General features: G+C 59.6%; 19 protein-coding genes and 3 pseudogenes. 12 read left to right on the top strand and 10 right to left on the bottom strand.

From position 1 onward, the window contains the following. From AC1ECN_RS23260 to trbI, 4 genes are read left to right on the top strand one after another with little or no spacing between them, the layout of a single operon-like run. Positions 1-663, top strand: coding sequence for a conjugal transfer protein TrbF (locus AC1ECN_RS23260; RefSeq protein ID WP_024323906.1), 663 nt, complete (start codon positions 1-3; stop codon positions 661-663). Between the two features lie 16 nt (positions 664-679). After that, a complete protein-coding gene (gene trbG / locus AC1ECN_RS23255; protein ID WP_477954205.1) occupies positions 680-1,501 on the top strand; it encodes a P-type conjugative transfer protein TrbG in 822 nt (273 codons plus the stop codon). A gap of 2 nt (positions 1,502-1,503) precedes the next feature. Beyond that, positions 1,504-1,932 (top strand): conjugal transfer protein TrbH, encoded by a 429-nt coding sequence (gene trbH, locus AC1ECN_RS23250; RefSeq protein WP_018068569.1) that lies wholly within the window; start codon positions 1,504-1,506, stop codon positions 1,930-1,932. Between the two features lie 14 nt (positions 1,933-1,946). Beyond that, positions 1,947-3,227, top strand: coding sequence for an IncP-type conjugal transfer protein TrbI (trbI, locus tag AC1ECN_RS23245; RefSeq protein WP_477954203.1), 1,281 nt, complete (start codon positions 1,947-1,949; stop codon positions 3,225-3,227). A 25-nt stretch (positions 3,228-3,252) separates the two neighbouring features. On the opposite strand, the gene AC1ECN_RS23240 is transcribed toward trbI, so the two are convergent. After that, positions 3,253-3,963: an autoinducer binding domain-containing protein gene (locus AC1ECN_RS23240; protein ID WP_024323909.1), complete on the bottom strand. Its 711-nt coding sequence runs from the start codon at positions 3,961-3,963 to the stop codon at positions 3,253-3,255. Positions 3,964-4,228: 265 nt separating this feature from the next. Here AC1ECN_RS23240 and AC1ECN_RS23235 point away from each other — a divergent pair. From AC1ECN_RS23235 to AC1ECN_RS23225, 3 genes and pseudogenes are all read left to right on the top strand, one after another. After that, positions 4,229-4,432: pseudogene (locus tag AC1ECN_RS23235) on the top strand (IS6 family transposase); the annotation flags it as partial. 839 nt (positions 4,433-5,271) lie between these two features. Continuing rightward, positions 5,272-7,233: an elongation factor G gene (locus AC1ECN_RS23230; protein WP_477954200.1), complete on the top strand. Its 1,962-nt coding sequence runs from the start codon at positions 5,272-5,274 to the stop codon at positions 7,231-7,233. A gap of 51 nt (positions 7,234-7,284) precedes the next feature. After that, positions 7,285-7,437 (top strand): annotated as a pseudogene (locus AC1ECN_RS23225) (aminoglycoside phosphotransferase); the annotation flags it as partial. Between the two features lie 119 nt (positions 7,438-7,556). Here AC1ECN_RS23225 and AC1ECN_RS23220 read toward each other — a convergent pair. Beyond that, positions 7,557-7,763 carry a hypothetical protein gene (locus AC1ECN_RS23220; protein ID WP_080642907.1) on the bottom strand — a complete coding sequence of 69 codons (207 nt, stop codon included), beginning with the start codon at positions 7,761-7,763 and terminating at the stop codon, positions 7,557-7,559. Between the two features lie 54 nt (positions 7,764-7,817). Then, positions 7,818-8,315 (bottom strand): hypothetical protein, encoded by a 498-nt coding sequence (locus AC1ECN_RS23215; protein WP_130676468.1) that lies wholly within the window; start codon positions 8,313-8,315, stop codon positions 7,818-7,820. A gap of 24 nt (positions 8,316-8,339) precedes the next feature. Between AC1ECN_RS23215 and AC1ECN_RS23210 the strand changes: the two genes are divergently transcribed. Further along, entirely contained in the window at positions 8,340-8,891 is a 552-nt protein-coding gene (locus AC1ECN_RS23210) for a hypothetical protein (RefSeq protein WP_245484765.1), read from the top strand. Between the two features lie 190 nt (positions 8,892-9,081). Here AC1ECN_RS23210 and AC1ECN_RS23205 read toward each other — a convergent pair whose 3' ends face one another. Together AC1ECN_RS23205 and AC1ECN_RS23200 are read right to left on the bottom strand one after the other, a co-directional pair. Then, positions 9,082-9,846 carry a slipin family protein gene (locus AC1ECN_RS23205; RefSeq protein WP_018068576.1) on the bottom strand — a complete coding sequence of 255 codons (765 nt, stop codon included), beginning with the start codon at positions 9,844-9,846 and terminating at the stop codon, positions 9,082-9,084. Between the two features lie 28 nt (positions 9,847-9,874). After that, positions 9,875-11,224: an NfeD family protein gene (locus tag AC1ECN_RS23200; RefSeq protein WP_130676467.1), complete on the bottom strand. Its 1,350-nt coding sequence runs from the start codon at positions 11,222-11,224 to the stop codon at positions 9,875-9,877. A 582-nt stretch (positions 11,225-11,806) separates the two neighbouring features. Here AC1ECN_RS23200 and AC1ECN_RS23195 point away from each other — a divergent pair. Then, positions 11,807-12,439 (top strand): glutathione S-transferase family protein, encoded by a 633-nt coding sequence (locus AC1ECN_RS23195; protein ID WP_477954196.1) that lies wholly within the window; start codon positions 11,807-11,809, stop codon positions 12,437-12,439. A gap of 693 nt (positions 12,440-13,132) precedes the next feature. Here the strand turns inward: AC1ECN_RS23195 and AC1ECN_RS23190 are convergent. Continuing rightward, positions 13,133-13,873, bottom strand: a complete 741-nt coding sequence (locus AC1ECN_RS23190; protein ID WP_130676466.1) for a winged helix-turn-helix domain-containing protein — start codon at positions 13,871-13,873, stop codon at positions 13,133-13,135. 615 nt (positions 13,874-14,488) lie between these two features. Between AC1ECN_RS23190 and AC1ECN_RS23185 the strand changes: the two genes are divergently transcribed. After that, positions 14,489-15,199, top strand: a complete 711-nt coding sequence (locus tag AC1ECN_RS23185) for a response regulator transcription factor (protein WP_130674191.1) — start codon at positions 14,489-14,491, stop codon at positions 15,197-15,199. Continuing rightward, positions 15,189-16,583 (top strand): amidohydrolase family protein, encoded by a 1,395-nt coding sequence (locus AC1ECN_RS23180; RefSeq protein WP_130657831.1) that lies wholly within the window; start codon positions 15,189-15,191, stop codon positions 16,581-16,583. The genes AC1ECN_RS23185 and AC1ECN_RS23180 overlap by 11 nt, the downstream gene beginning before the upstream one ends. 135 nt (positions 16,584-16,718) lie before the next feature. On the opposite strand, the gene AC1ECN_RS23175 is transcribed toward AC1ECN_RS23180, so the two are convergent. Then, entirely contained in the window at positions 16,719-18,080 is a 1,362-nt protein-coding gene (locus tag AC1ECN_RS23175) for an MmgE/PrpD family protein (RefSeq protein WP_130657832.1), read from the bottom strand. A 15-nt stretch (positions 18,081-18,095) separates the two neighbouring features. Further along, positions 18,096-19,160 (bottom strand): ornithine cyclodeaminase, encoded by a 1,065-nt coding sequence (locus AC1ECN_RS23170; protein ID WP_130657833.1) that lies wholly within the window; start codon positions 19,158-19,160, stop codon positions 18,096-18,098. A 190-nt stretch (positions 19,161-19,350) separates the two neighbouring features. Between AC1ECN_RS23170 and AC1ECN_RS23165 the strand changes: the two are divergent. Continuing rightward, positions 19,351-19,501 (top strand): annotated as a pseudogene (locus AC1ECN_RS23165) (helix-turn-helix domain-containing protein); the annotation flags it as partial. Positions 19,502-19,521: 20 nt separating this feature from the next. Here AC1ECN_RS23165 and AC1ECN_RS23160 read toward each other — a convergent pair. Both AC1ECN_RS23160 and AC1ECN_RS23155 read right to left on the bottom strand, forming a co-directional pair. Continuing rightward, positions 19,522-20,385, bottom strand: coding sequence for a carbon-nitrogen hydrolase family protein (locus AC1ECN_RS23160; protein WP_020397333.1), 864 nt, complete (start codon positions 20,383-20,385; stop codon positions 19,522-19,524). Then, positions 20,382-21,035 (bottom strand): RraA family protein, encoded by a 654-nt coding sequence (locus AC1ECN_RS23155; protein ID WP_018068589.1) that lies wholly within the window; start codon positions 21,033-21,035, stop codon positions 20,382-20,384. The genes AC1ECN_RS23160 and AC1ECN_RS23155 overlap by 4 nt, the downstream gene beginning before the upstream one ends. Positions 21,036-21,074 lie beyond the last annotated feature (39 nt).

Raw genomic sequence — 21,074 nt, 5'->3', positions numbered from 1 at the left:
ATGGCAATGCAACACGCTCCTGAGAACCCATATCTCGCCGCCAGGCAGGAATGGAACGAACGATATGGTTCCTATGTCAGGGCGGCAGCGGCGTGGCGCATCGTCGGCATGATCGCACTGACAATGGCCGTCATCGGCTTCGTCTATGCGCTCTATTTGAGCACGCAGGTCAAACTCGTCCCCTATATCGTCGAAGTCGACAAGCTTGGGACCTCGGTCAGCGCAGGCTTTCCCCAGCAGATCGAATATGCCGACCCACGGGTGGTTCGCGCCACGCTCGGTGGGTTCGTGACAAGCTTCCGGTCGGTGACGCCAGACGCGGTCGTTCAGAAGCAATACATCGATCGGACCTATGCGCTGCTTCGGACATCCGATCCGTCGACCGAGAAAATCAATGCCTGGTTCCGCGGCAATTCGCCGTTCGAGAAAGCCAAGAACGCGACAGTTGCGATCGAAGTCAGCAACATCGTCGCCCTCTCCAATCAGTCCTACCAGATCGACTGGACGGAATTCGAGCGCGATCGGAAGGGAAAGGAAACCGGAACACGCCGATACCGCGGGATTGCGACCGTTACGCTGACGGCGCCACAGGACGAGGGCGTGATCAGGCTCAATCCGATCGGTCTTTATCTGAAAGACTTCGAGTGGACCGCGCAGCTGTGAGGGCAGGGATACGTCGATGAGAAGAGCAACATATCTCGCGGCCCTTGGCTGCGCCTGGGTCGTCGTCTTTGCGACAAACGCAGCCGCGGCGCAGAGCATGACCGCAAACGAAGCAAAGGGCGCGAACCTTTCAGGAAAGTGGCGCGCAGGCACGGGGCTCGTCACCAACGGGGCGGATGGAAAGGTTATCTTCCTGTTTGGAGAAACTCAGCCGTCGGTGGTGTGCTCGCCGCTGCAGGTCTGCGACATCGAGCTTCAAGGCGGCGAGGTCGTTCGCGATGTGCTTGTCGGTGACACAGTTCGATGGAAGGTCGAACCGGCCACGTCCGGTGCTGCGGCTGGGCAGGCGATCCATCTCATCGTCAAACCGTCGGAACCGGGCCTCGTCACCTCCATGGTGGTGACGACCTCGCGCCGGACCTATCATATCCAGCTCAAATCACACACAAGCCAGTACATGGCGCGTGTCGGCTTCGACTATCCGGAGGATGTGTCGAGCAAGCTTGCCGATGTCAACGCCCGCCTCGAAGCGGGAAGGACGCCGGGAGCAGGCGTCCCGTCGGAGCAATTGACCTTCGCCTATACGGTTAGCGGCAAAGCCTCGTGGAAGCCCACGCGCGTCTATTCGGACGGTATGAAGACCTACATCCAGTTTCCCCGCTCGATCGCCGGTCAGGACGCGCCGGTCCTCTTTGTCGTCTCAGGCGGTCAAAATCGGATCGTCAACTACCGAATGAAGAACGACATGAAGGTGGTGGACTATAACATCGACCGCGCGGTTCTCATCTCCGGTGTTGGAAAGTACAAACAGAAGATCACCATTCGCAGGGGAGGGTGACCATGCGAAGCCTCTTGCTTTCCGTCATCGGGTGCCTGCTTGCAGGCTGCACGACCGCCGCCGACGGCCCTACCGCCAGTTCAGCCTCGCGCGACCTCTCCGACCCTGCCGCCAGTGCGATCGCAGGCGACATGGTCGGTCGGCTTGCAGAACAGGTCGGCCCGGGGATCAACAAGGTCAAATGGAACGAGGATGCCACGCCCTTCGGGCAAGCCATGGAAGCTGCCCTGAAGGCATGGGGCTATGAGGTCGTGACCGAGCAGGGGATCGACGAGAAGAAGCGCATGGTTGCCCTAACCTATGGCGTCGACGACCTTGAAGGGCAGGCGCTTGTTTCGATATCGGCAGGTTCGGTTGAGCTCGCGCGGGCTTATGCCACCAGCGCGACCGGCGCGTCGCCGGCCAGCCCCGTCTCTGTCAGGCGCAATTAGGGGAGGAGAGGGGGGTGGTCCAATCGCTTCAGCTTGGCGGCGCTTCAAACAAGGACAGCAGCAATAAGCGGCTGAACCGGGTCCCGATCATCGTCGCCATCGCCCTGACCGTGCTCTTTCTCGGTGTGATCAGCTACGGTCTTTCGTCCCGCGGGTTTTATTTTCAAGGGGCGGATGGCATTGGTCAGGCCTCGAATGCGTCGGCCTCAACTTATGCCGATCAGCTGAAGCGAGGCGTCAAGGATGCCATCATCGGCGATCCCGAGCAGACACAGATCTATCAGCCGGGACCGGTCAGCAACAGGCAAGGGGAGAAGCCGCAACAGACGGCCGAAACCGAAAAAACCGAAAGGGCGCGCAACAAGCCCGGCCTCGAGCCGGAAGAAGAATGGCTTGCCCGCCTCGGGCGCGAGCAGAAAGAGCAATTCCTGCGGGAACGCCATCGCCAGCAAATGGCAAGTCTTCAAGCCAAAGCTGCAGCACTTGATTCACCACTTGCCGTCGATGTCAGTCTAAAGGGACTTATCGCCGCCGATACGACGCAGGCGAATTCCCAAAGCGCAAAAACGCCTGGCGGGGCCTCCGACCTCTACGCCGCGGCGATGCAGGCAGGACTTTCAGGGCAAAACGGCGATCCCAACATGCAGTCAGCGAAAGACTCATTCTTCAACCAGGACATCAAGGATCTCGGCTATCTGCCAAACAAGGTGGTGCCACAGCTATCACGCTACGAGCTGAAGCGCGGTTCGGTCATCCCCGCCACGCTGATTAGCGGCATAAGTTCCGATCTTCCGGGGCGCATTACTGCCCAGACAAGCCAGAATGTCTATGACAGCGCCACAGGCCACCAGTTGCTCGTCCCGCAAGGTGCCAAGCTCTTCGGCCGCTACGATCACAAGATCTCTTTCGGTCAGTCGCGCGTGCTGGTCGTCTGGACCGACATCATCTTTCCCAACGGCTCGACCCTTCAGCTCGGCGGCATGGCGGGGACCGACGCTGAAGGCTATGGTGGCTTTCGGGACCAAATCGACCGGCATTACCTTCAAACGTTCGGTTCGGCGGTTCTCATCGCTCTTATCGGCACAGGGGTCGATATGGCCATGCCGGAGAGTTCAACGGAGGATACCGCCTCGGACGCTGCCCGGCGGAATTTCGCGGACGTTTTCGGACGGTTAGCCGAACGGAGCGTGGGAAAAAACCTCGACGTCCAGCCGACACTTCAAATCAGGCCCGGCTACAAGTTCAACGTCCTGGTCGACCAGGACGTCGTTTTCCCGGGCCCTTATCGCAACTGATCTATATGCGCGTCAGCCAGGCCCGTCAGATCAGCCCGAACCGGCTTGCGACTGCCACGGCCTGTTTCTGGGTGTAGACGCCAAGCTTGGCCTTTACCCGATCGAGGTCCCAGCGGACGGTGTGATAGGTCAGGCCCGTCACATCGGCGATGGAGTGCATCGGCAGGCCTTCGGCCGCCCATCGCAGGCACAGCGCCTCGCGATCGGAAAAGATGAAGTCGGGTCTTTGCGTGGGCGTGCTCGTGCCTTGAAGCCGGGCATGGATCAGTGCCGCCGCGCCAGCTGCGCCGACCGTGTCGATATCGTCCGATCCCGACATCTCCAGATGCCTGGCTGACGCCAGCGTCAAGATGGCAAACTGGCCAAACCCCGTCCAGATGGGAATCGACAGACCTGATCGGATCCCGAATTCAGCCGCGGCATCGTAGAATTCCTTGATGCTGTTGTCCGCGCGCCGGCGTTCAACATCGACTGACCACCTGAACGCTCGCCTCAGTCGCTTGGCTGCCGTCACCACAGGATCGATGGCCATATACGAACGGGAGAAATAGAGCGATTGCCATTCCTTCTGGTAGGTGGAGACGGCAAAGCTCTTTGCTGTATGGAGATTAAGGTAGGCAAACCGCTCAAATCCATGCGCACGAGCAACGTCGCTCAATGCCGTCTTGAGGGAATGTTCGTTGGCGGCGGCGACCGTCGCGTCGATCAATCTGTCGAAAAGCGAACTTCCATGCATGGGATCACGTGCTCCCTGGAAATCTGACTGGCGGCCCGGGCGAGGCATCGGCGATGGCCGTTCAGCAATGAGGATGTTCCTTGGTGATTTTCAAACTCAAACTGGACGCGTTTGCGTGACGACTGCGCTGATCGGTTTAGATGTGTCACAAATGTCCTGCAACCTGTTGGCGCCCCGAGCAACAAAACTTAATAATGTCGCTGTCTCGCGCCCCAAGCAGGCTGCGACGAGCTTGCGGCGCCCGCGGACAGCACCGTCCTTTGTGAATTCTCACGTGCCACTTCGAAAACGAGAACAAATGAGACAGGGATTTCGATCTGCCGGCGGCTTGCAACGTTTCATCTCAGTCTTTTCAGCAGTCCGAAATCTCTTCGTCCCGCCGCACCAGAAACGGTCAGCCCTCGCCATCCACATTCATCGGATCCGCGCGATGGCGCAGTGGAATGCTGTGGCCGGCGCAACAGTCTGAGGTCAGACAAAAGCCTTGTCCGGGCGTTGATGAAACAACGTGACATCGCCCCTGCGTCTCCGCGCACGTCTAACCTGCTTGATGCGGAAGGGTTCCCCTTCGATGCGGCCGTCGCAGTTGATCTTCAGCCGATGTCGCAGTGCTGCGACTTCTCGAAGAAGTGGAACATTGGGAACTTTTCCGACTATCTTCAGTTAGGCCACAAGGATCGCACAGGCGCCCCATACTGGGGTTGTCCGCTTCCCTTCCTTCCTGTGCGGTCCGTCCTTTCCACAAATTTGCTCCGTTTCGGCGGCTTCTTTTTTGATCCGTGGCGAGCGCTGACGGGAACCTAACCGGTCCCTTTTTTGTTGTACCTGCAGGAAAGCACGGGTGTTTGTTCCTCCCCTGCGATCCATGAACTTGCCCCGTCTCGGCGGGGCTTTTTTCGGGAAATCACGGGAAGGTGACGTCGCGCACCCAAATCTAAGGTGATCGAATGGCCTCCGATGGCTTTGAACTGCAAACGGTTCACATCGACGCGGGGGACATTCGGCTTCGCACGTCACGTTGCTGGCGTGTCCGACGTGTAGCCAACGTTTCCCGTTGAAGGATTTCAGCACGCTCCTAGATCTCATCGCTGAGAGCGAGTTCGACATGGATGGACGGCAGGTCGAGCCGATGGTGGCAGTGGTTTCCGAGGCTGTCCGGCGATGGTTCGAGTTCTACGAGAATGGGATCAGCCTCAATTGCAAGTCCAGGTCAAGCGTTGTGACGCTGAACACCTCTGGCGTCTTGCAGCGGTTCAGGGCATCCTGTGATGGCTGAAAATTGTATTTATGGCAGTTGGAGGAAGGCCGATGCGCTGCTTTACCGTGCTTGGACCCTCGCAGACCGGAAAATCGACAGTCGTGGAAAAGCTCGGCTCCCTGGAGGGGACGCCGAGAAAATCCAGCTCCCCTTATGGATTGAACCTCACAGAATTCACCTTCGGAAACGAGGCGTGGTGTGCACTGGATGCGCCAGGACCCAACGAAGCGTTGGCGCATGCGCAGCACGCGCTTCTTGCCAGCGACGCCTGCATACTGTGCGTTTCATCGGCACCCGCGGAGGCTGTGCTCGCCGCGCCCTATCTGCGGATAGTCGAAGCCTCGGGGACGCCTTGCATCCTCTACGTCAACCGGATGGACGAACCGCGAGGGCGGTTGAGGGACGTGATCGCCGCGCTTCAAGACTACACCAACCACACCCTTTTGCTTCGCCAGATCCCGATCCGCGAGGGGGATAGGGTCATTGGCAGTTGCGATCTGATTTCGGAACGGGCGTGGCGATACCGGGAAGGCCAGCCTTCGGCGCTGATCGCAATCCCCGAAAGCACTGCCGAACGCGAGCACGAAGCGCGCACCGAGCTCCTGGAACACCTGTCCGAATTTGATGACTGGCTTCTCGAGGAACTGATCGAGGACCGCGAGCCATCCAGTGATGCCCTCTATGCCATTTCATCACGGGTTCTCAGGGAAAACAGGATTATTCCAGTCCTGATCGGTGCCGCAAGTCACGGCAACGGCATGATGAGGCTGATGAAGGCGCTGCGCCACGAGGCGCCGCCGGTAGGGGTTCTTCGGCAGCGTCTCGCTCCTACGGGAATTGTCGATGAAGGCAAGCTGGTGGCCGTGAGCTTCCATGCCTATCATCGCCAGAATGTCGGCAAGACGGTGCTCGTGCGCGCACTTGGCGAGGGACTGCGGCAAGGCGCATCACTGGGCGGCTCCAGCCTCGGCGCCGTACAAAATCTCGCAAACGGGCGGTCCAATTTGGCGGTTCTGCCTGCGCCGGGGGATGTCTTCGCGACGGTCAAGTCCGACCACCTGCCCGTCCCTTCGCTGTTGACCTCCGGCGCGGTGGTCGCCCCGCCTGAGTGGACGGAACCACCCAACCCGATGCTTGAAAGAATCCTAATTCCGGGCAGCGAGCGCGATGAAAACAAACTTTCCGAAACGCTGGCGAAACTTTCCGAGACGGATCGCGGTCTGGAAGTCTTGCAGGAGGAAGGCACGGGCGCTCAACTCGTCCGCGCCCAGGGGCCGGTGCATCTGCGTGATCTCTGCCGAACGCTGTCCGATGTCTTTCACATCTCCGTGACCGACCGAACGCCCAGCCCAATCTACCGCGAGACGATCACGAAACCATCGGAGGTTCATTACCGCCATCGCAAACAGACCGGCGGTGCCGGGCAATTCGCGGATGTGAAGTTGAGCATTCACCCCAACGAGCGCGGCCAGGGCTTCACCTTTGGCGAAACCATCAAGGGCGGCGCCGTTCCGCGCAATTACATCCCTGCCGTCGAAGCGGGCGCGCGCGAAGCGATGGAGAAAGGACCGCTAGGCTTCGAAGTCATCGATGTCGGCGTAACGCTGTTAGATGGTCAGCACCATACCGTCGACAGTTCGGAACACGCCTTCCGGACTGCGTCGAAAATGGGGGTGCGACAGGCGCTTTCCGAAGGATCGACGGTCTTGATGCAACCGGTCTTCCGCAGCGAAATTCACATTCCGTCTATCTATTCCGGCAGCCTTGTCCAGATCGTCGCCGCTCTCAACGGTCAGGTTCTCGGCTTCGACCGTGATGAAACCACCAAGGGATGGGACATCTTCCGGGCGCTCGTTCCGGGTGGCGCACTTAACGATCTGGCGCGGGCTCTGCGTTCGGCGACGCAGGGCATTGGTTATTTTTCCAAGACCTTCGATCACTTCGAGGAGCTATACGGCAAGGAAGCGGACGCCATCGTGAGGGCAAACGAGAAACCAGGCACCGCACACTGAAACGTTCGCGCCACTTCATGCTCGTTCACAGAGCCGCGCTCATGTCGACGTCCCGACCTTGACCTCATCCTGCCCTACAATCCCGCCGGTCTGGAAGGCGGCGCATATGACATCGCCGCGCAAGCATCGGCCGCATGGGAAGCCGCTGTCTGCTGGGAGGACGAATACGCGATCAAGCGGATTGCCGAAGTTCGAGCGGTCTAGGCAACGGCACCAACGAGGCGGCCGCACGAAACATCGGAAATTGCCTGCCAGCTATTGCCCGTTGGCTAGCCGACGCCAAGCGTTTGCTTTCTTCCGGTCCCGCAGTCTGTCCGAAAACTCTAAATGGAGTCATTCGCCAGCAGATGCCGTGCCAGAAAATCTCTGGCTTTGATGAAGCTCCACGTTTTCGGCGCATTCGCCAGTGGGCCGCCCTCATCAAGGACGTCGCTCAGTGGATACGCGAGGAGTTGAGCGGCTTCGTTTCGATCTGGCGCACTTTGAGCGCCTTCTACAATATCGGCGGCTGTCGATTTGCTGACTGTCAACAGGAATAGTTCCGGGTGGCAGAAGACAGGATCGTAAGCGAGGCCAATTGCAAACTATGCAGAGCGAGTAAGATCAGAGACAGCAATTTCCTCTGCGATCTCACGAGCAACTTCCTGGAATAGATCGACCGTATCAAAGCCTTTACCGGGTTCAGCATAGCCTCCGATAAGATAGAGCCCGCCAGGATTCTGATCCGCCGCAAGGCTTCTCTTCGTGACGATGACACTGTCGTCTGCTGTCAAGACAACAGCAGTCATTCCGAGCGGATCAGCTCGTGCCGCGTGCGGATACACATCACCAAATCTGGGGTCGCGTGTTGCAACATATGCAGAAAACGATGTGCTATTTGCAGCAACAACTAAGCGGCCATCTTCAATCCGATGATCTGCCATGCGGAGCAAAGCCCCGTCGAAGGCGGCAGAATTCTTAATGAGGAGAGCTTCCCAACTTGCTTTCCTCGTCTTTTCCACAGCTTCAGAAAACTGAAAATTTCCGAAAACACGGCATTCGATCTGATCAACCGGGATGCTAAATGACTGGTCTTCAAGCACGGCATTCTCGTCATTCTGGAGTTCTTGGCAGACGATCCGAAGCTCCGGGGTGGCGCATTGCAGGAACTGCCGACGGAAGGAAATGTTTCTGCGGTGAATATCCCTCACGCGTCGCTCGTGTTCGGGCATCACGATCGGATGGAAGTCACCGCTGATCTGTTGGGTGAAAAAGGCCGCTCGACAGAATCCATCCCCTACGCCGATATCGTGGCATTCACATGCCTCAAGGCGTTTGCCTTTGATCATCGGCGTGAGCGCAAAGATGCGCACGATCTCGTCTACTGCCTCGAACACGGAGAAGGCGGGCTCGCCGGTGCAATCGCCAAATTCCAAGAGGCTCTGAAAGGCAACGATCGGGAGGTAATCGAACGTGCCCTGACGCTATTGCTCACCCGTTTTTGTGATCCCGAGCCAGACGAAGGCTACCTGCGCGAAGGCAACGTTGCCGTGGCGCAGTTCGAAATTGAAGGTGCTGCAGACGACACGGAAATCAGAGAAGCCCGGATTTTGCGCCAGCGTGCCGTTAATGATCCCATGCTCGAGTTTTTAAGCGCGCTTGGTATTGCGTCCAAGTGATGCTCGGAGCGCGGGATCTCGTTACTTGGATGAAGTTATCAGGTCAACGCGGGCATTTTGCACGGCGATGATCGCCCACCGCTTCGCAGGTTATGGCGTTGCCGATGAAGATCTCAAACGCACTTCTTAGCTGACACCTTGACCGCAGGACCATTGTTCCATCGGCAAAAACAACGCATTCAAGGCGTCGTCATCGGTCCGGTTTGGGCGGCATCAATTTGCCGAACTCCATCGGAAATGGAAATATGATCGTCGAGGTCTTTTCGCCGGCGATGACGTTCAATGTACTCAAATAACGAAGTTGCATGGCCTCGGGTTGCCTGGCGAGGATTTCGGCTGCTTCAAGCAGTTTGGCTGCAGCCTGCTGCTCGCCTTCGGCATTGATGATCTTGGCGCGCCGCTCGCGCTCGGCTTCCGCCTGACGGGCAATTGCGCGGATCATCGATTCGTTGATGTCGACATGTTTGATCTCCACATTGGCGACCTTGATGCCCCAGGCATCGGTCTGGGCGTCGAGGATTTCCTGAATGTCGATGTTGAGCCTGTCGCGTTCCGCCAGCATCTCGTCGAGGTCATGCTTGCCGAGCACCGAGCGCAGTGTCGTCTGGGCGAGCTGGCTCGTCGCCATCATGAAGTCCTCGACCTGGATCGTCGACCTCTCGGGATCGACGACCCTAAAATAGATCACCGCGCTGACGCGGACCGAAACATTGTCATGCGAAATGACATCCTGGCCGGGCACGTCGAGCACCCGCGTGCGCAGGTCGACCCGCATCATCTGCTGGACATAGGGGATGAGCAGGATCAAGCCGGGGCCCTTTACACCGGTGAAACGGCCAAGCGTGAAAACCACGCCGCGTTCGTATTCCCGCAGGATCTTGATCGCAGATGCGACGACGACGAGCAGAATAAAGATGATCACAAGATAGAAGGCGAGATCTGCAAACATGCCCATGACTATTCCTCCTGCATTCTGAAGGCCGTTAGGCCTCCTGCGAACTGCGGACCACTTCGAGCGTCAACCCATCCCGGCCGGTCACTTTTACGCCGTCGCCGGCGGCAAGCGGCTCAGTTGAAACGGCCTTCCAGCGCTCGCCATGGGCGATGACGTAGCCCGAGATGCCCGTCCAGCTGTCGACCTTGCCTGAAATTCCGATCATCTGCTCGCCGCCGGTGACGACATCGTGCCAGCGCGAGATGAAGGCGAGACGGGCAATGAGAAGGCTAACAGCGAGGCAGGCGACGGCGATTGCGCCAAGCACCGACCAGGAAACCTTAAGCCCGGGTATGTCCGTGTCGAACAAGATGGTAGCGCCGAGCACCAGTGCGATGCCGCCGCCGACGCCGAGTGCGCCGAAGGACGGCGAATGCGCCTCGGCCACCGTCAGACCCACGCCGAGAATAATCAGCCCGAGGCCCGCAAAACTCACCGGCAGCAAGGCCAAAGCATAGAGACCAAGCAGCAGGCAGATGCCGCCGATCGTTCCCGGCACCAGCGTCCCGGGCGTCAGAAATTCAAAGATCAAGCCGTAGATACCGACCATCATCAAGATCAGCGCGATGTTCGGATCGGTGATCACCGAAAGCAGGCGGGTTCGCCAGTCAGGTTCAAGTTCCTGGACGATGAGACCCGACGTTTCGAGCCGGACATCCGTTTGACCGACCCGCACGACCCGGCCCTGCGCCTGTGCCAGGAGATCGTTTATATCAGCCGCCGTGAAATCTATGACCTTCTCACGCAGAGCTGCGGCGGAGGAAAGGCTCGCGGCCTCGCGCACGGCGCGCTCCGCCCAGTCGGCGTTACGATTGCGCAGTTCTGCAAGCCCGCGGATATAAGCCACCGCATCGTTGATCGCCTTCGCCTCGCCGGCATCGCGCGGCACTTGCCGCTGCTTGCCGGTCGTATCAGGGCTATCGTTCCGGTCACCATCGGATGGTCGGCCGCCAAGTGCAATCGGCGTCGCCGCACCCAGATTGGTGCCCGGTGCCATTGCCGCGATATGGCTTGCGTAAAGAATATAGGTGCCGGCGCTGGCGGCTCGTGCTCCGCTGGGTGCAACGAAACTTGCGACCGGTATCGAGGAGGCAAGGATCGCACGAATGATGTCGCGCATCGACGTGTCGAGACCGCCGGGCGTGTCGATCTGCAGGACAACCAGGCTGGCGCCACGTTCATTGGCCCGTTGAAGGCCGCGTCTTACATAGTCGGCCGTCGCCGGGCCAATCGCCCCGTTCACCTTCAGGACTATAGCGACACGCTCAGCTTCGGATGCGGGTGTCGCCAGACCCAAAGCCCAGAACAACGTCAGCAGCAAAGCAAGGATTGACGGCATCCACCGCCAAAGCTCCAAACGCCACACAATCGTCCGCCGGACTCTCATATTCTGAAATATATGGCAGAACTGCGAAACGGTAAGAGACAAGTCTTTTCTCTGCGCCGCGTCGAGCGCGGCTGGAAACATTCGTGATCTGAGCCTCCGGAGAATTTGACTACGATGCACCCCGCTTTTCGGGGATTTTCGTATTCGGCTCAGCGCCATGGGCATTCGTATCGCCCGGCATAGATAGCCCGGTGGTGATTTGCCTTTCGTAGAAGTGCGGCGGGTCGCTTATGAGCCCCAGCCCCTAACGCAAACATCGCGGAGTGTCGTGATCGACGGTTCGTATCCCTCACTTTCTTGACGTTTGATTTTACGACGGGGTTTCCTCACGATTTCGTCCGAGACATTCGGTGTGAAGCATGCCCGTTAGCCGAAGTTAGGAAAACGCTCGTTTTTCGAACATCGGAGGCATGGCATCATAGTAGCGCATCCTTAGATCTACAGTTGAAACTGACGCGCGGCTGTCTGAAGCATTGGTGTCGGAATCTCGTTGCGCCAACCGTCTTCAAGATTGACAACCGATGGAGAACGCCGATGACCATTGCTGTTACCGTCTTTGAACGGTCACCTGACGGCGGCCAAGGACCGGCGCGCGACATGCCCGTTCGCTGGGCGCTCGAAGAAGTGGGCCAGCCTTACGACGTTCGCCTTGTGTCGTTCCGCGCGATGAAGGAGCCCGCGCACCGCGCGCTTCAGCCTTTCGGGCAAATCCCGACCTATGAAGAAGGCGATCTCGCACTGTTCGAGTCAGGGGCGATCGTGTTCCACATCGCAGAGCGCCATGCGGGCCTGCTGCCGGACAATGCGAATGCCCGCGCTCGCGCGATCAGTTGGATGTTTGCTGCGCTCAACACCGTGGAGCCGCCGATCGTCAACCGCGGCTCCGACGAACCTTGGTACGAGCAGCGTCGGCCTGTCGTCGAGGAAGGAATCCGTAATCGACTGAGCGACCTTTCCAGTCACCTTCGCGATGCCGACTGGCTCGACGGTGTGTTCAGTGCCGGTGACCTACTGATGGTATCGGTGCTGCGCAGGTTGAAAAGTACGGGCATCCTCCATGAATATCACAACCTCTCCGCCTATGTCGCCCGCGGTGAAACGCGGCCCGCCTTCAAGCGGGCTTTCGATGCTCAGTTGGCTGTCTTCACTGCCGCATCGGCCGGCTGAAAAGTCCGCTCTGGATCGATACCGTGAAAACTCCGTCCAGGCTGCCGTGGAGGCCGTGCTTACGCTTAGTGCTGAAATTTCAGACGCGCTACTGGATAGAATCGGCATGATCACGACGGCACCTGTATTGCCGCGATCCCCCTTATCCAATTTAAAAATTCGTAGGGTCGAGGGTTCAAAACTCATCAACAGCAATGCATTCCTCCGTTTGTTAGAAGCTGGTCGGCTTGGCGATGCGATGGAAATATACACAAATTTGCTTTCGCTTCCCTCCTGACCAGGTACCCCTCCGTTGAGGATCAGCCCGGTCAGTTCCGGTGACCGCCGCGAAAGCTTCAGCAGCGCCTGCGTGGCCTCTCGCCTACCTCATGCCGCAATCTGGCATGCTACGTACTTTTGGTGTCTCGTTTCAATCAGCCGCCATGTGGATTCAAGTGGTCACGCCTCGACTTTCAATCGGTCATAACCGTAGTTTCAAACAGTCATTAAAAGAATGAAGCTGTGGGGCTGTATCCAATACTCGTTGAGCAACGCTCAGCCCTCGCCATCCACCTTCATCGGATCCGCGCGATGGCGCTGTGGAATGCTGTGGCCGGCGCAACAGTCTGAGGTCAGACAAAAGCCTTGCCCGGGCGTTGATGAAACAACGTGACATCGCCCCCGAACCGAATAGCACTCACCCCGGCAAATTCGCTATCCATCGGTTTCAACAATCGCGGCAAAGAAATAGCCACCCATCCGCACGGTCTTGATGAGGGTGGGGTTGTGGGGATCGTCCTCGATCTTGTGGCGCAAGCGACTGATGTGGACGTCGATGCTCCGTTCAATGGGACCCGCCAAGCCTGCGTGAGTGGAGGCAAGCAATTCTTCCCGGCTGAGTATCCTGCCGGGGTTTTGACAAAAGACGACGAGCAGGTCGAACTCGGCCGCCGTCACGTCAACCACTGTCCCATCCGGTCGTCGCAACGTGCGTTGCCATGAGTCGAGGCGCCACCGATTGAATCGGAAGGCCTTTGGCAGGCTATGCACCGCGCGATCATGCGATGCCCGGCGCAACACGCTGCGGATCCTGGCAATCATTTCCCTGGTCCCGAAGGGACTGGAAACGCAATCATCGGCTCCGCTTTCGAAAGCGGCAAGGATGATGTCCTCACGCCCTTGCGCAACGACTGCGATGATCGGGATTGTGCTGACGGCGCGGATTTGCCGGCAGAGACGAAGCGCATCTTCGGCCCGGACGACGGCATCGAGGATCATCAAATCAAAAACGTGCCTGTTGATCAGGGCACGCGCCCGCGCAAAGGTGACAGTCGTCGCTATCATGCCCTCGTGGATAACCGCGTCCGATAGCATCTGCCCGGCGTCCCCGCCGCCAGCCGCGATGATGATCTCCGTTTTCTTCTCTCGATGCGGTTTTCCGGTGCCCGATCCCACTCCCGCCGTCCACAGGTTTCATGGCGCGCTATCGGCCAAACGTGCATTGACGGCGCCGACGCTGAAGAAATCGCAGGTTGGGTTGGCGATGCCAACCTGCAATTCTGCGGGTATTGACAGCCGCGCCTCACAAGTCGAGGAATTGGAAACAGGCGCGCTTCAGACGTCAATGACGCGATCTGACTTCGTCAATCGGCAGCCGAGCCCCGCCGCGACAGTTCCCGCTCGGGAAGTGCACGCAGCGGACAATTTCCCGAAAGACGCCGCCGGCAGGCAGCGCAGTCAAGACAGGCAGAGCCGCTGACCCCTGCTTGCGGGAAGGGCGGGCCATTCGACGGTGAAGGCGAAGCATCATCCAAGCTCTTAGTGCTGACCGATCGCGCCACGCTCATGTTCTTCTCCGATTGTCACTGATGGAACGAAGATGCGCGGGTTCGCCTGGGCTTTCCAATTCTGCTTGAAGGGCATCCATGCGAAATCACGATCGATGGGCGCGAAGCAGCGCGGAACGCGGGACATAATTCTTAATACGCAAGGCGCACACGGCATTTGAATTTCCCCAGACACCGTGGGATCGTACGGCTCACGCTCCGCTCAACCCTCGGTGAATGCCCTGTGAAGCCGACCATTGTTATCGGTTCAACGGACGCGGATTTCAGCCTGTTTGCCCGCCATATACTACGGCAGACCGGCTTTGAGACGCTCCTGACGACCAGCGCGAATGAGGCGATCGCCGCGGCAAGGACCGCTGGGGTGCGTGGCGTCGTGATCGATGGCAGGGTGGCAAATGCGGTTTCCGCCTGCGGAAGCTTGAAAGGCGATGCGACGACGGCTGGAGTGAAGGTCATCGCGCTGGTCGGCGCCAACTCCGCCCGGCAACATGCCGATTTCATCAATGCCGGCGCCGACGAAAGCTTCGTGCGGCCGATTTCACCGGACCACCTCTTGCGCGCCTTGCACTCGCTTTCGTCACTGTCCGGCGCTTCGCAGGAGCGATTGTCGTGCGGCGACATCGAAGTGCATGTGCTGGCGCGGCGGGTCTGGAGGCGGGGCGTCGAGTTGCACCTCCCGCGTCTGGAGTTCGCCATTCTGCTGCATCTGCTCAAGGATCCCGGGCGCATCTATCTGAGGCATGAGCTCGCGTCGGCAGCCTGGCCGGCAGGTGTCTTCGTCGATCCAAAAACCATCAACGTTCACATTGGTCGGCTGCGCGAGACACTGACGGCAGTTGCGCCCACCGACCCGATCAGGACGGTTCGCGGTGTCGGCTATGGGCTCGCGGTGACCGGTTGGTCGGAAACGGAGGCCCTGTCAAATGCCCCCTGACACTCAATTCGTCATCGTTGGCGGACGAATTGTCACCGGCGATGGAACCACGCTCCACGAGCGTGGGGTCGTGCGCATCCGCGGAACAAGGATCATCGACGTCGCTCGGGGTGACGCCGATGCCGGAAGCGATGCTGTCCCCCTCAACGCTGCCGGATGCACTGTCATCCCCGGTATCGTCAATGCGCATGCTCATGGGTGCATCCACGGCCCGTCCATGCCGAGCGGGTCGGTGCCCGTCCGGCCCACGGATGTCGACTACTTCAGAAACCGACATCTCCTGTCTGGTACAACAACCCTGCTCAACGTCTGCGGATTGGCGCTGCCAGACGAGATCGATGGCCCCTCGAACCAGCGCCACGCGATGGATATCCATCTGACGACAGCTCATACCACGAGCAATCTGGCCGCAGCGATCGTGATTGATGGCGGCGGATTATCGGAGCGGCACAAGATCGCGCGCATCGACGACATGGTCGACAAAGGCGCAAAGGCACTGGGAGAAGCAGGCGGCGGACAGACGCTCGGTGGCGGGGCGCAGGACTATCGCTTCATACCCGCGGCTATCGAGGCCGCTACGGGAATATCAATCCATCCGAAAGAGGCGCGCGCACTCAAGGAAGCCGTGCTCGGCCGCTATCTCGATCGTGGCTTGCCCGATCTTCCGCGGCTCAATACTCTTCTGATCGAATGCGGTCTCGCCGCTAAGATTGGTGCGTCCGACCTCATCAAGCTGATCCGCGACACGGTGATGCCGCCCGTGGTGCTGTCGCTGAAGGGTTTTGACGAGATCGCGGCAGCGTCTGAACGCCTCGATTTTCCGGCAATCTTTCACAATGCGGCACCCACCGCAGCGACGCTGCTGAAGCTTGCCGAGACATACCCGAAGGCTCGCATGATCGCTGGGCATTCGAACCATCCGATGTTCGCTCCCGAAGAGGCCGTGCGATTTGGGCTGCAACTGAGGAAGCGCGGCGTCGCCATCGACGTCTCAACGCTCGATTGCATCGAAACCCGCTGGCGCAACGACACCGTAAATATCGATGCTCTGGTCGAAGCGGGGCTCGTCGATACCCTATCGACGGACTTTGCCGGCGGCGACTGGGATAGTATTCTGTCGGCCATCCAGCGAATGGTACGAAAAAGCCAGCTCTTGCTGCCGGCCGCAATCGCGCTTGCGACCGGCAACGTCTCGAAAACATTCCCGGAGCTTGCGGCCGATCGTGGCTTGCTGGAAAAGGGCAAACGCGCCGACGTGGTCATCGTTGAGAACCACAATCTCGGTCGTGTCCGTCATGTCGTGGCAAACGGAGAACTGGTGGTATTCAACGGGGCGATGGGGGTTGGGGATTTGCGCGCTTACGCCATGCGAGCGGGCCGTTAGCGGGGCCTCGGACGCCAATCTCGGCGGCCTTGACCGCGTGCGCAATTGGTGTCGACAGCCGAGGGCAATGCCCGCCATTGCGTCAGTTTCATGTGCCGACAAGGAAAGTCGTCGGAATCGGCTCGATATCGTGTCCTAGCCTGGCGCGCGCAGATGCCGTAGAAGTGGGTCTACCTCTCCACCTGCGACGCCGAGAACGCCATCGATGATCGCCTCCTGCTTGGAAGGCGACAGGACATGCCGCGTGACGCGCAAAAACTTCTCTTCTACCGCGTGCCAGTCCATCGGACGCTGGGGATCGCCAGACGGGCCATCCAGGGCCGAGACGTACTTGTGCCGTCGTGTCTCGACAATCACCTTCGCCAGCGTCTCGGCGGGAAAGAGCGCGTCGATCTCAGGATTGACGGTGATCCTCACCTGACGCGCGAGCTCGGTGAGGTCCCGCCGATTGAGAAGGCTCTCACTGATGGGAGCAAGGGCACCACGGCCCTCGATCGCGGCAATGGCGAGGCAATAGGGAAGACTATATTGAATGTCGACAAGGTTTGCGGGCGAAAGCACATTGCCGAGCTTGAGCGCCCAGCCGAAGGTCTCCACCTCCACCGAGACAATGTCGGCGGCCCTCAGTTCGTGAGCCTTCACAAGATCGAAGAGGCGATCGAGCGCCGGGTGTATATAGCGGCAACAGGCATAGGGCTTGAAATAGGTGCCGCAAATTTCAAAGCGCTGCCCCAGTCCTTCCAGTATCCGTTGCCTGTCGTAATAGCCGGGATGATCGAGGAGATCTTCCGGCCCGCTATAGCCGTTGCGAGCGAGGTCGAGAGCCATGAGACCGGTGGCGGCACTCCAGGGAATTCCTTCCTTGACGTCATTGCCCGTGAGCCGGGAGTAGCCTGAACTTCCATTGGCCTGCTGATTGGGGGCAAGCACACCGGCGATCGAAAGCGCCTGCGCGATCAAAGGCGGCTCGACCTTGAAGAGTGACGCCGCTGCCGCAACCGCGGCCAAAGCGGCCCACCGTCCCGACTGCCGGGTCTGAATCCCTTGGGCATTTTGTGCCGCCGCCACTCTGACGCCCACATCATAACCCGAAACGATTGCCGACAGGACGTCATCGGCTGAGACGCCGGCAAACGGCGCCAACGTCAAGACGGTAGGAACAACACAGGCGCCCGGATGTCCGCGCGCTGCGCGGTGTCCGTCGTCCAGGTCGAGCGCCGACGCCGCGGTCGCGTTGGCGATCACGGCTGCGATGGGCATCACGGTCCGATCCGTCATCCAAATGGCGGCCTCGCCTTTGCCGAAAAGCGCGGCAGCGCTGTCACGGGCCGCACGACTGCACTGAAGCGAAGAACCAGCAACGGCCGCCCCGACAAGATCGAGAATGCAACGCAAGGCGGTGTCACGGGTGCTGACCGCGGGCGGAGCTGAGGAGAGAGAATGGACGTGCTCGGCGAGGAGGTGCGTGGTGTACATGGAATCTGTCGGCGTCTTCATCGCTTAGGCAGCCCTTCAGGCGCTTTCCTGCGTGCGAGCGAGATATTTCTCATAGGTCGCTTGCACGGCATAAAGGTCGAGCACCGGCAGGCCCACGCAGGTTACGCAAACCGGCGTGCCCGGCGCTCGGACCCAGTTGGTCGGCGCGGAGAGCTCCCGCACGCCCAGCAGCGGACCGATTTCCTCCAGAGAAAGCGCTTTTCGGGAGAAGTGGAGGGCGATGCTTTGCGAGTTCCTGCGCGAGACCGTCTTGATGTCGTCACAGACGACGGTCCCGCTTTTCAAGGCTCGCTGCAGATAGGTTTCGGGCACTTCGTCTCCGCCAAGATGAAGCGTCACCGCACCCCTGTCCAATTCCTCGTCCTCAAACAGCGGCTGGCGGGCGTTCGTGGCGGTGATCAGAAAGGCGCATTCCTTCAGTCTTTGGTTGTCGGTTACGGCATGAAGCCGAAACGACGTCCGGTCGGCGAAGTCCAACAGCAGTCTTTCCACGCCTTCAATCGATCGGCTACGGATGAAGATGTCTCCGATCAGCTCGGGACAGGCGAAGTTCAGGCACTCGACCACACTTCGGGCGACGGGTCCCGATCCGAAAATGAAGCCCGACACAGGTGTCTGGCTGCGAACAAACAGCTGAACCACCTTCGACGCATAGGTGCCCGTTCTCAGCGCGGAAATCGCCGTCCCGTCGAGTATCGCCAAGGGCCGAAGGGTCCGTTTTTCCAAAAGGACGACAGTCGACGTGGAGCGGGGCAGGCCAAGATGCCGATTGAAGGCGTTTGCGCCAATGATCTTGACGCCACCATGGGTCGGATTGACGCAATAGAGAGCCGACAGCTTCCAGCCGAGGCGCTCGTCGACGAAGTCACGCCTGAACGGGGCGACGCTCTCCCGTTGCCAGAACTCCTCTTCTGGAAGCGAGAGGACGGCCTTTCCTCCGAAAGCCTTTCCGCTTTTGATATCCGCCCAGGCGGCATCTGTGGCCGCATGAATTTCCGCAAGCGTGAGCTCCGCGCCGGCCGACTGCAGGTCCTGGCGGGTGAGAAAGCGGACATTGCTGTCCGTGGTAGTGTCGAACATGTTCTCCTCCAACGACAAGATGTCGTTCCTTGAGGCAGAACCTAACACCTGCCTGCAGACCGCTAGATCAAGCTTTGATGAAGCTTGCGCATTGTCGATAACGAGCAGGCAAAGTTTCGGCGACGTTTGAGCACGCCCGCCGGAGCTGGTCGGCCGGAATTTGGCGCGCCTGCGTCGCGAAAAGGGTCTGATGCAGGAGGAGGTCGAATCGCGGTCAGGCTTCAGCCAGCAGTATTTGAGTGGTCTGGAGAGAGGGAAGCCCCAATCCAACGGTCGTGACGCTCTATGAACTCGCCCAGGCGCTCGAGGTCAGTTACGTCAAACGTGTCCGCATCGACGATGCCGCGGCAGGAATGAAATCTCAACGCCTTGGCTTGGTCCCAGGGGACAGGCGAACCTGCCTGTCCGCGAGTAAAACGCGATGCTCGGCCATCGGGATCAGGCGCCGAACCTCAGGCAGTCGAGCGGGGTCGATTTCCGCCACAAGAACGCAGACGTCGTTTTCGGCCCGCGCGACAATCTGCCCCCACGGATCGCACACCATGGAATGACCGAAGGTCCGGCGGAGCTCTCCGTCCGGCATCGCATAGCGTCCGCACTGTCCGCAGGCCGCGAAATAGGCTTGGAATTCGATCGCGCGTGCCCGACACAGCACCTCCCAATGAGCCTGCCCGGTCTGGTGGGTGAAAGCGGCGGGCAGGACGAAGATATCGACCTTTTCCTCCGCGAGGCGATCGAACAGCCGCGAAAAACGCAGGTCGTAGCAGATTGCACAGCCGATCCGATGGCCGTCGAGTTCATAGATGAACAGGTCGCGCCCTGGCGCCACGGCCGCAGACTCGGAATAGGTCTTTCCATCGGGCGCGGTAATGTCGAAGAGATGGATTTTTCGGTAGAGGCCGACCTGCTCGCCCTTGGCGTTGAACACGACGGTGGTGTTGTAGACACGGTGATCCTGGCCGCGGCGCTCCATCAGGCTACCGGCATGGATCCAGACCGCGTTATCCTTTGCGAACTGCTGAACGAGGACATATGCTTCGCCACCTGGTACGCGGTCCGCCGCGCGCCTCTTGTCGGCGATCGTCCCGCCAAGCCAGTCGAAATGTTCCGGCAGCACGATCAGATCGGGTCTGCCGATCATAGCCTCGCGCATCAGCCGCTCGGCTTCGGCAAGATTATGGGCCCGATCGGGCTGCGAACTCATTTGAACGAGGGCGATTTTCAAGACCTCGGCTCCTGGTCAAAGTCGAAGATCGACCGACCGGAGGCCAAATGAGACCGGACCGTCACCGAGCGCTTCTGGCGCTCCAATGCCGCGTCAGCAAGGATTCGCATGCGGTCGCGATCGGCCACGAACACACCTTCATTGTCCGCAAGCACCCCATAGCCAGGCAGAACCGCGGCCGCGCCGCACGCAATTGGAACATTGAGCGAGCCGCCAATCTGAAACTGGCGGTTCGTGGTTTTGGCGGAGACGCCGCGACACCAGACGGGAACGCCGGTGGCGATGATCTCATCGACGTCGGTGCAAGGACCATCGATGACGATGCCTGCAGCCCCCTTGGCTTTCGCGGCGGCAGCGACACCGCCTCCGACACAGGCGATATCGTCGCGATCGACGCGCGAGATCACCAGGATGTCGCCCGGCAACAAGAGATCGATCGCCTTGTAGATGATGACGCCGTCACGGCCGGGAGCCGCAACGGTGAAGGCGGCACCAGCCACACGGGCAGGAAATAGGGGTCGGATATCACCGCCGACAAATCCCAGGTGCTCGACATGGCCGATGGTCGCAGTATCAACCGATGACAGCCGCTCGATCAGGTCAGCGGGCAGGGGAGGGCTTCTGTCGATCATCTGATAGAACGCTGTCATCGATTGGGCTTTCTTGCTGTTCGGCCGGTGATGCCTGGA

Source organism: Rhizobium sp. 01N447_2, assembly GCF_056399245.1.
The sequence above is the reverse complement of the archived record's forward strand: the minus strand, read 5'-3'. Positions and strand labels throughout refer to the sequence as shown.

What these genes read in the sequence shown, in the direction of transcription:
- AC1ECN_RS23230 (WP_477954200.1), top strand. Translation starts at nt 5,272, where the DNA reads ATGCGCTGCTTTACCGTGCTTGGACCCTCGCAGACCGGAAAATCGACA.
- AC1ECN_RS23260 (WP_024323906.1), top strand. Translation starts at nt 1, where the DNA reads ATGGCAATGCAACACGCTCCTGAGAACCCATATCTCGCCGCCAGGCAG.
- AC1ECN_RS23180 (WP_130657831.1), top strand. Translation starts at nt 15,189, where the DNA reads ATGCCCCCTGACACTCAATTCGTCATCGTTGGCGGACGAATTGTCACC.
- AC1ECN_RS23195 (WP_477954196.1), top strand. Translation starts at nt 11,807, where the DNA reads ATGACCATTGCTGTTACCGTCTTTGAACGGTCACCTGACGGCGGCCAA.
- AC1ECN_RS23240 (WP_024323909.1), bottom strand. Translation starts at nt 3,963, where the DNA reads ATGCATGGAAGTTCGCTTTTCGACAGATTGATCGACGCGACGGTCGCC.
- AC1ECN_RS23175 (WP_130657832.1), bottom strand. Translation starts at nt 18,080, where the DNA reads ATGAAGACGCCGACAGATTCCATGTACACCACGCACCTCCTCGCCGAG.
- AC1ECN_RS23200 (WP_130676467.1), bottom strand. Translation starts at nt 11,224, where the DNA reads ATGCCGTCAATCCTTGCTTTGCTGCTGACGTTGTTCTGGGCTTTGGGT.
- trbH (WP_018068569.1), top strand. Translation starts at nt 1,504, where the DNA reads ATGCGAAGCCTCTTGCTTTCCGTCATCGGGTGCCTGCTTGCAGGCTGC.
- AC1ECN_RS23205 (WP_018068576.1), bottom strand. Translation starts at nt 9,846, where the DNA reads ATGGGCATGTTTGCAGATCTCGCCTTCTATCTTGTGATCATCTTTATT.
- AC1ECN_RS23170 (WP_130657833.1), bottom strand. Translation starts at nt 19,160, where the DNA reads ATGTTCGACACTACCACGGACAGCAATGTCCGCTTTCTCACCCGCCAG.
- AC1ECN_RS23155 (WP_018068589.1), bottom strand. Translation starts at nt 21,035, where the DNA reads ATGACAGCGTTCTATCAGATGATCGACAGAAGCCCTCCCCTGCCCGCT.
- trbG (WP_477954205.1), top strand. Translation starts at nt 680, where the DNA reads ATGAGAAGAGCAACATATCTCGCGGCCCTTGGCTGCGCCTGGGTCGTC.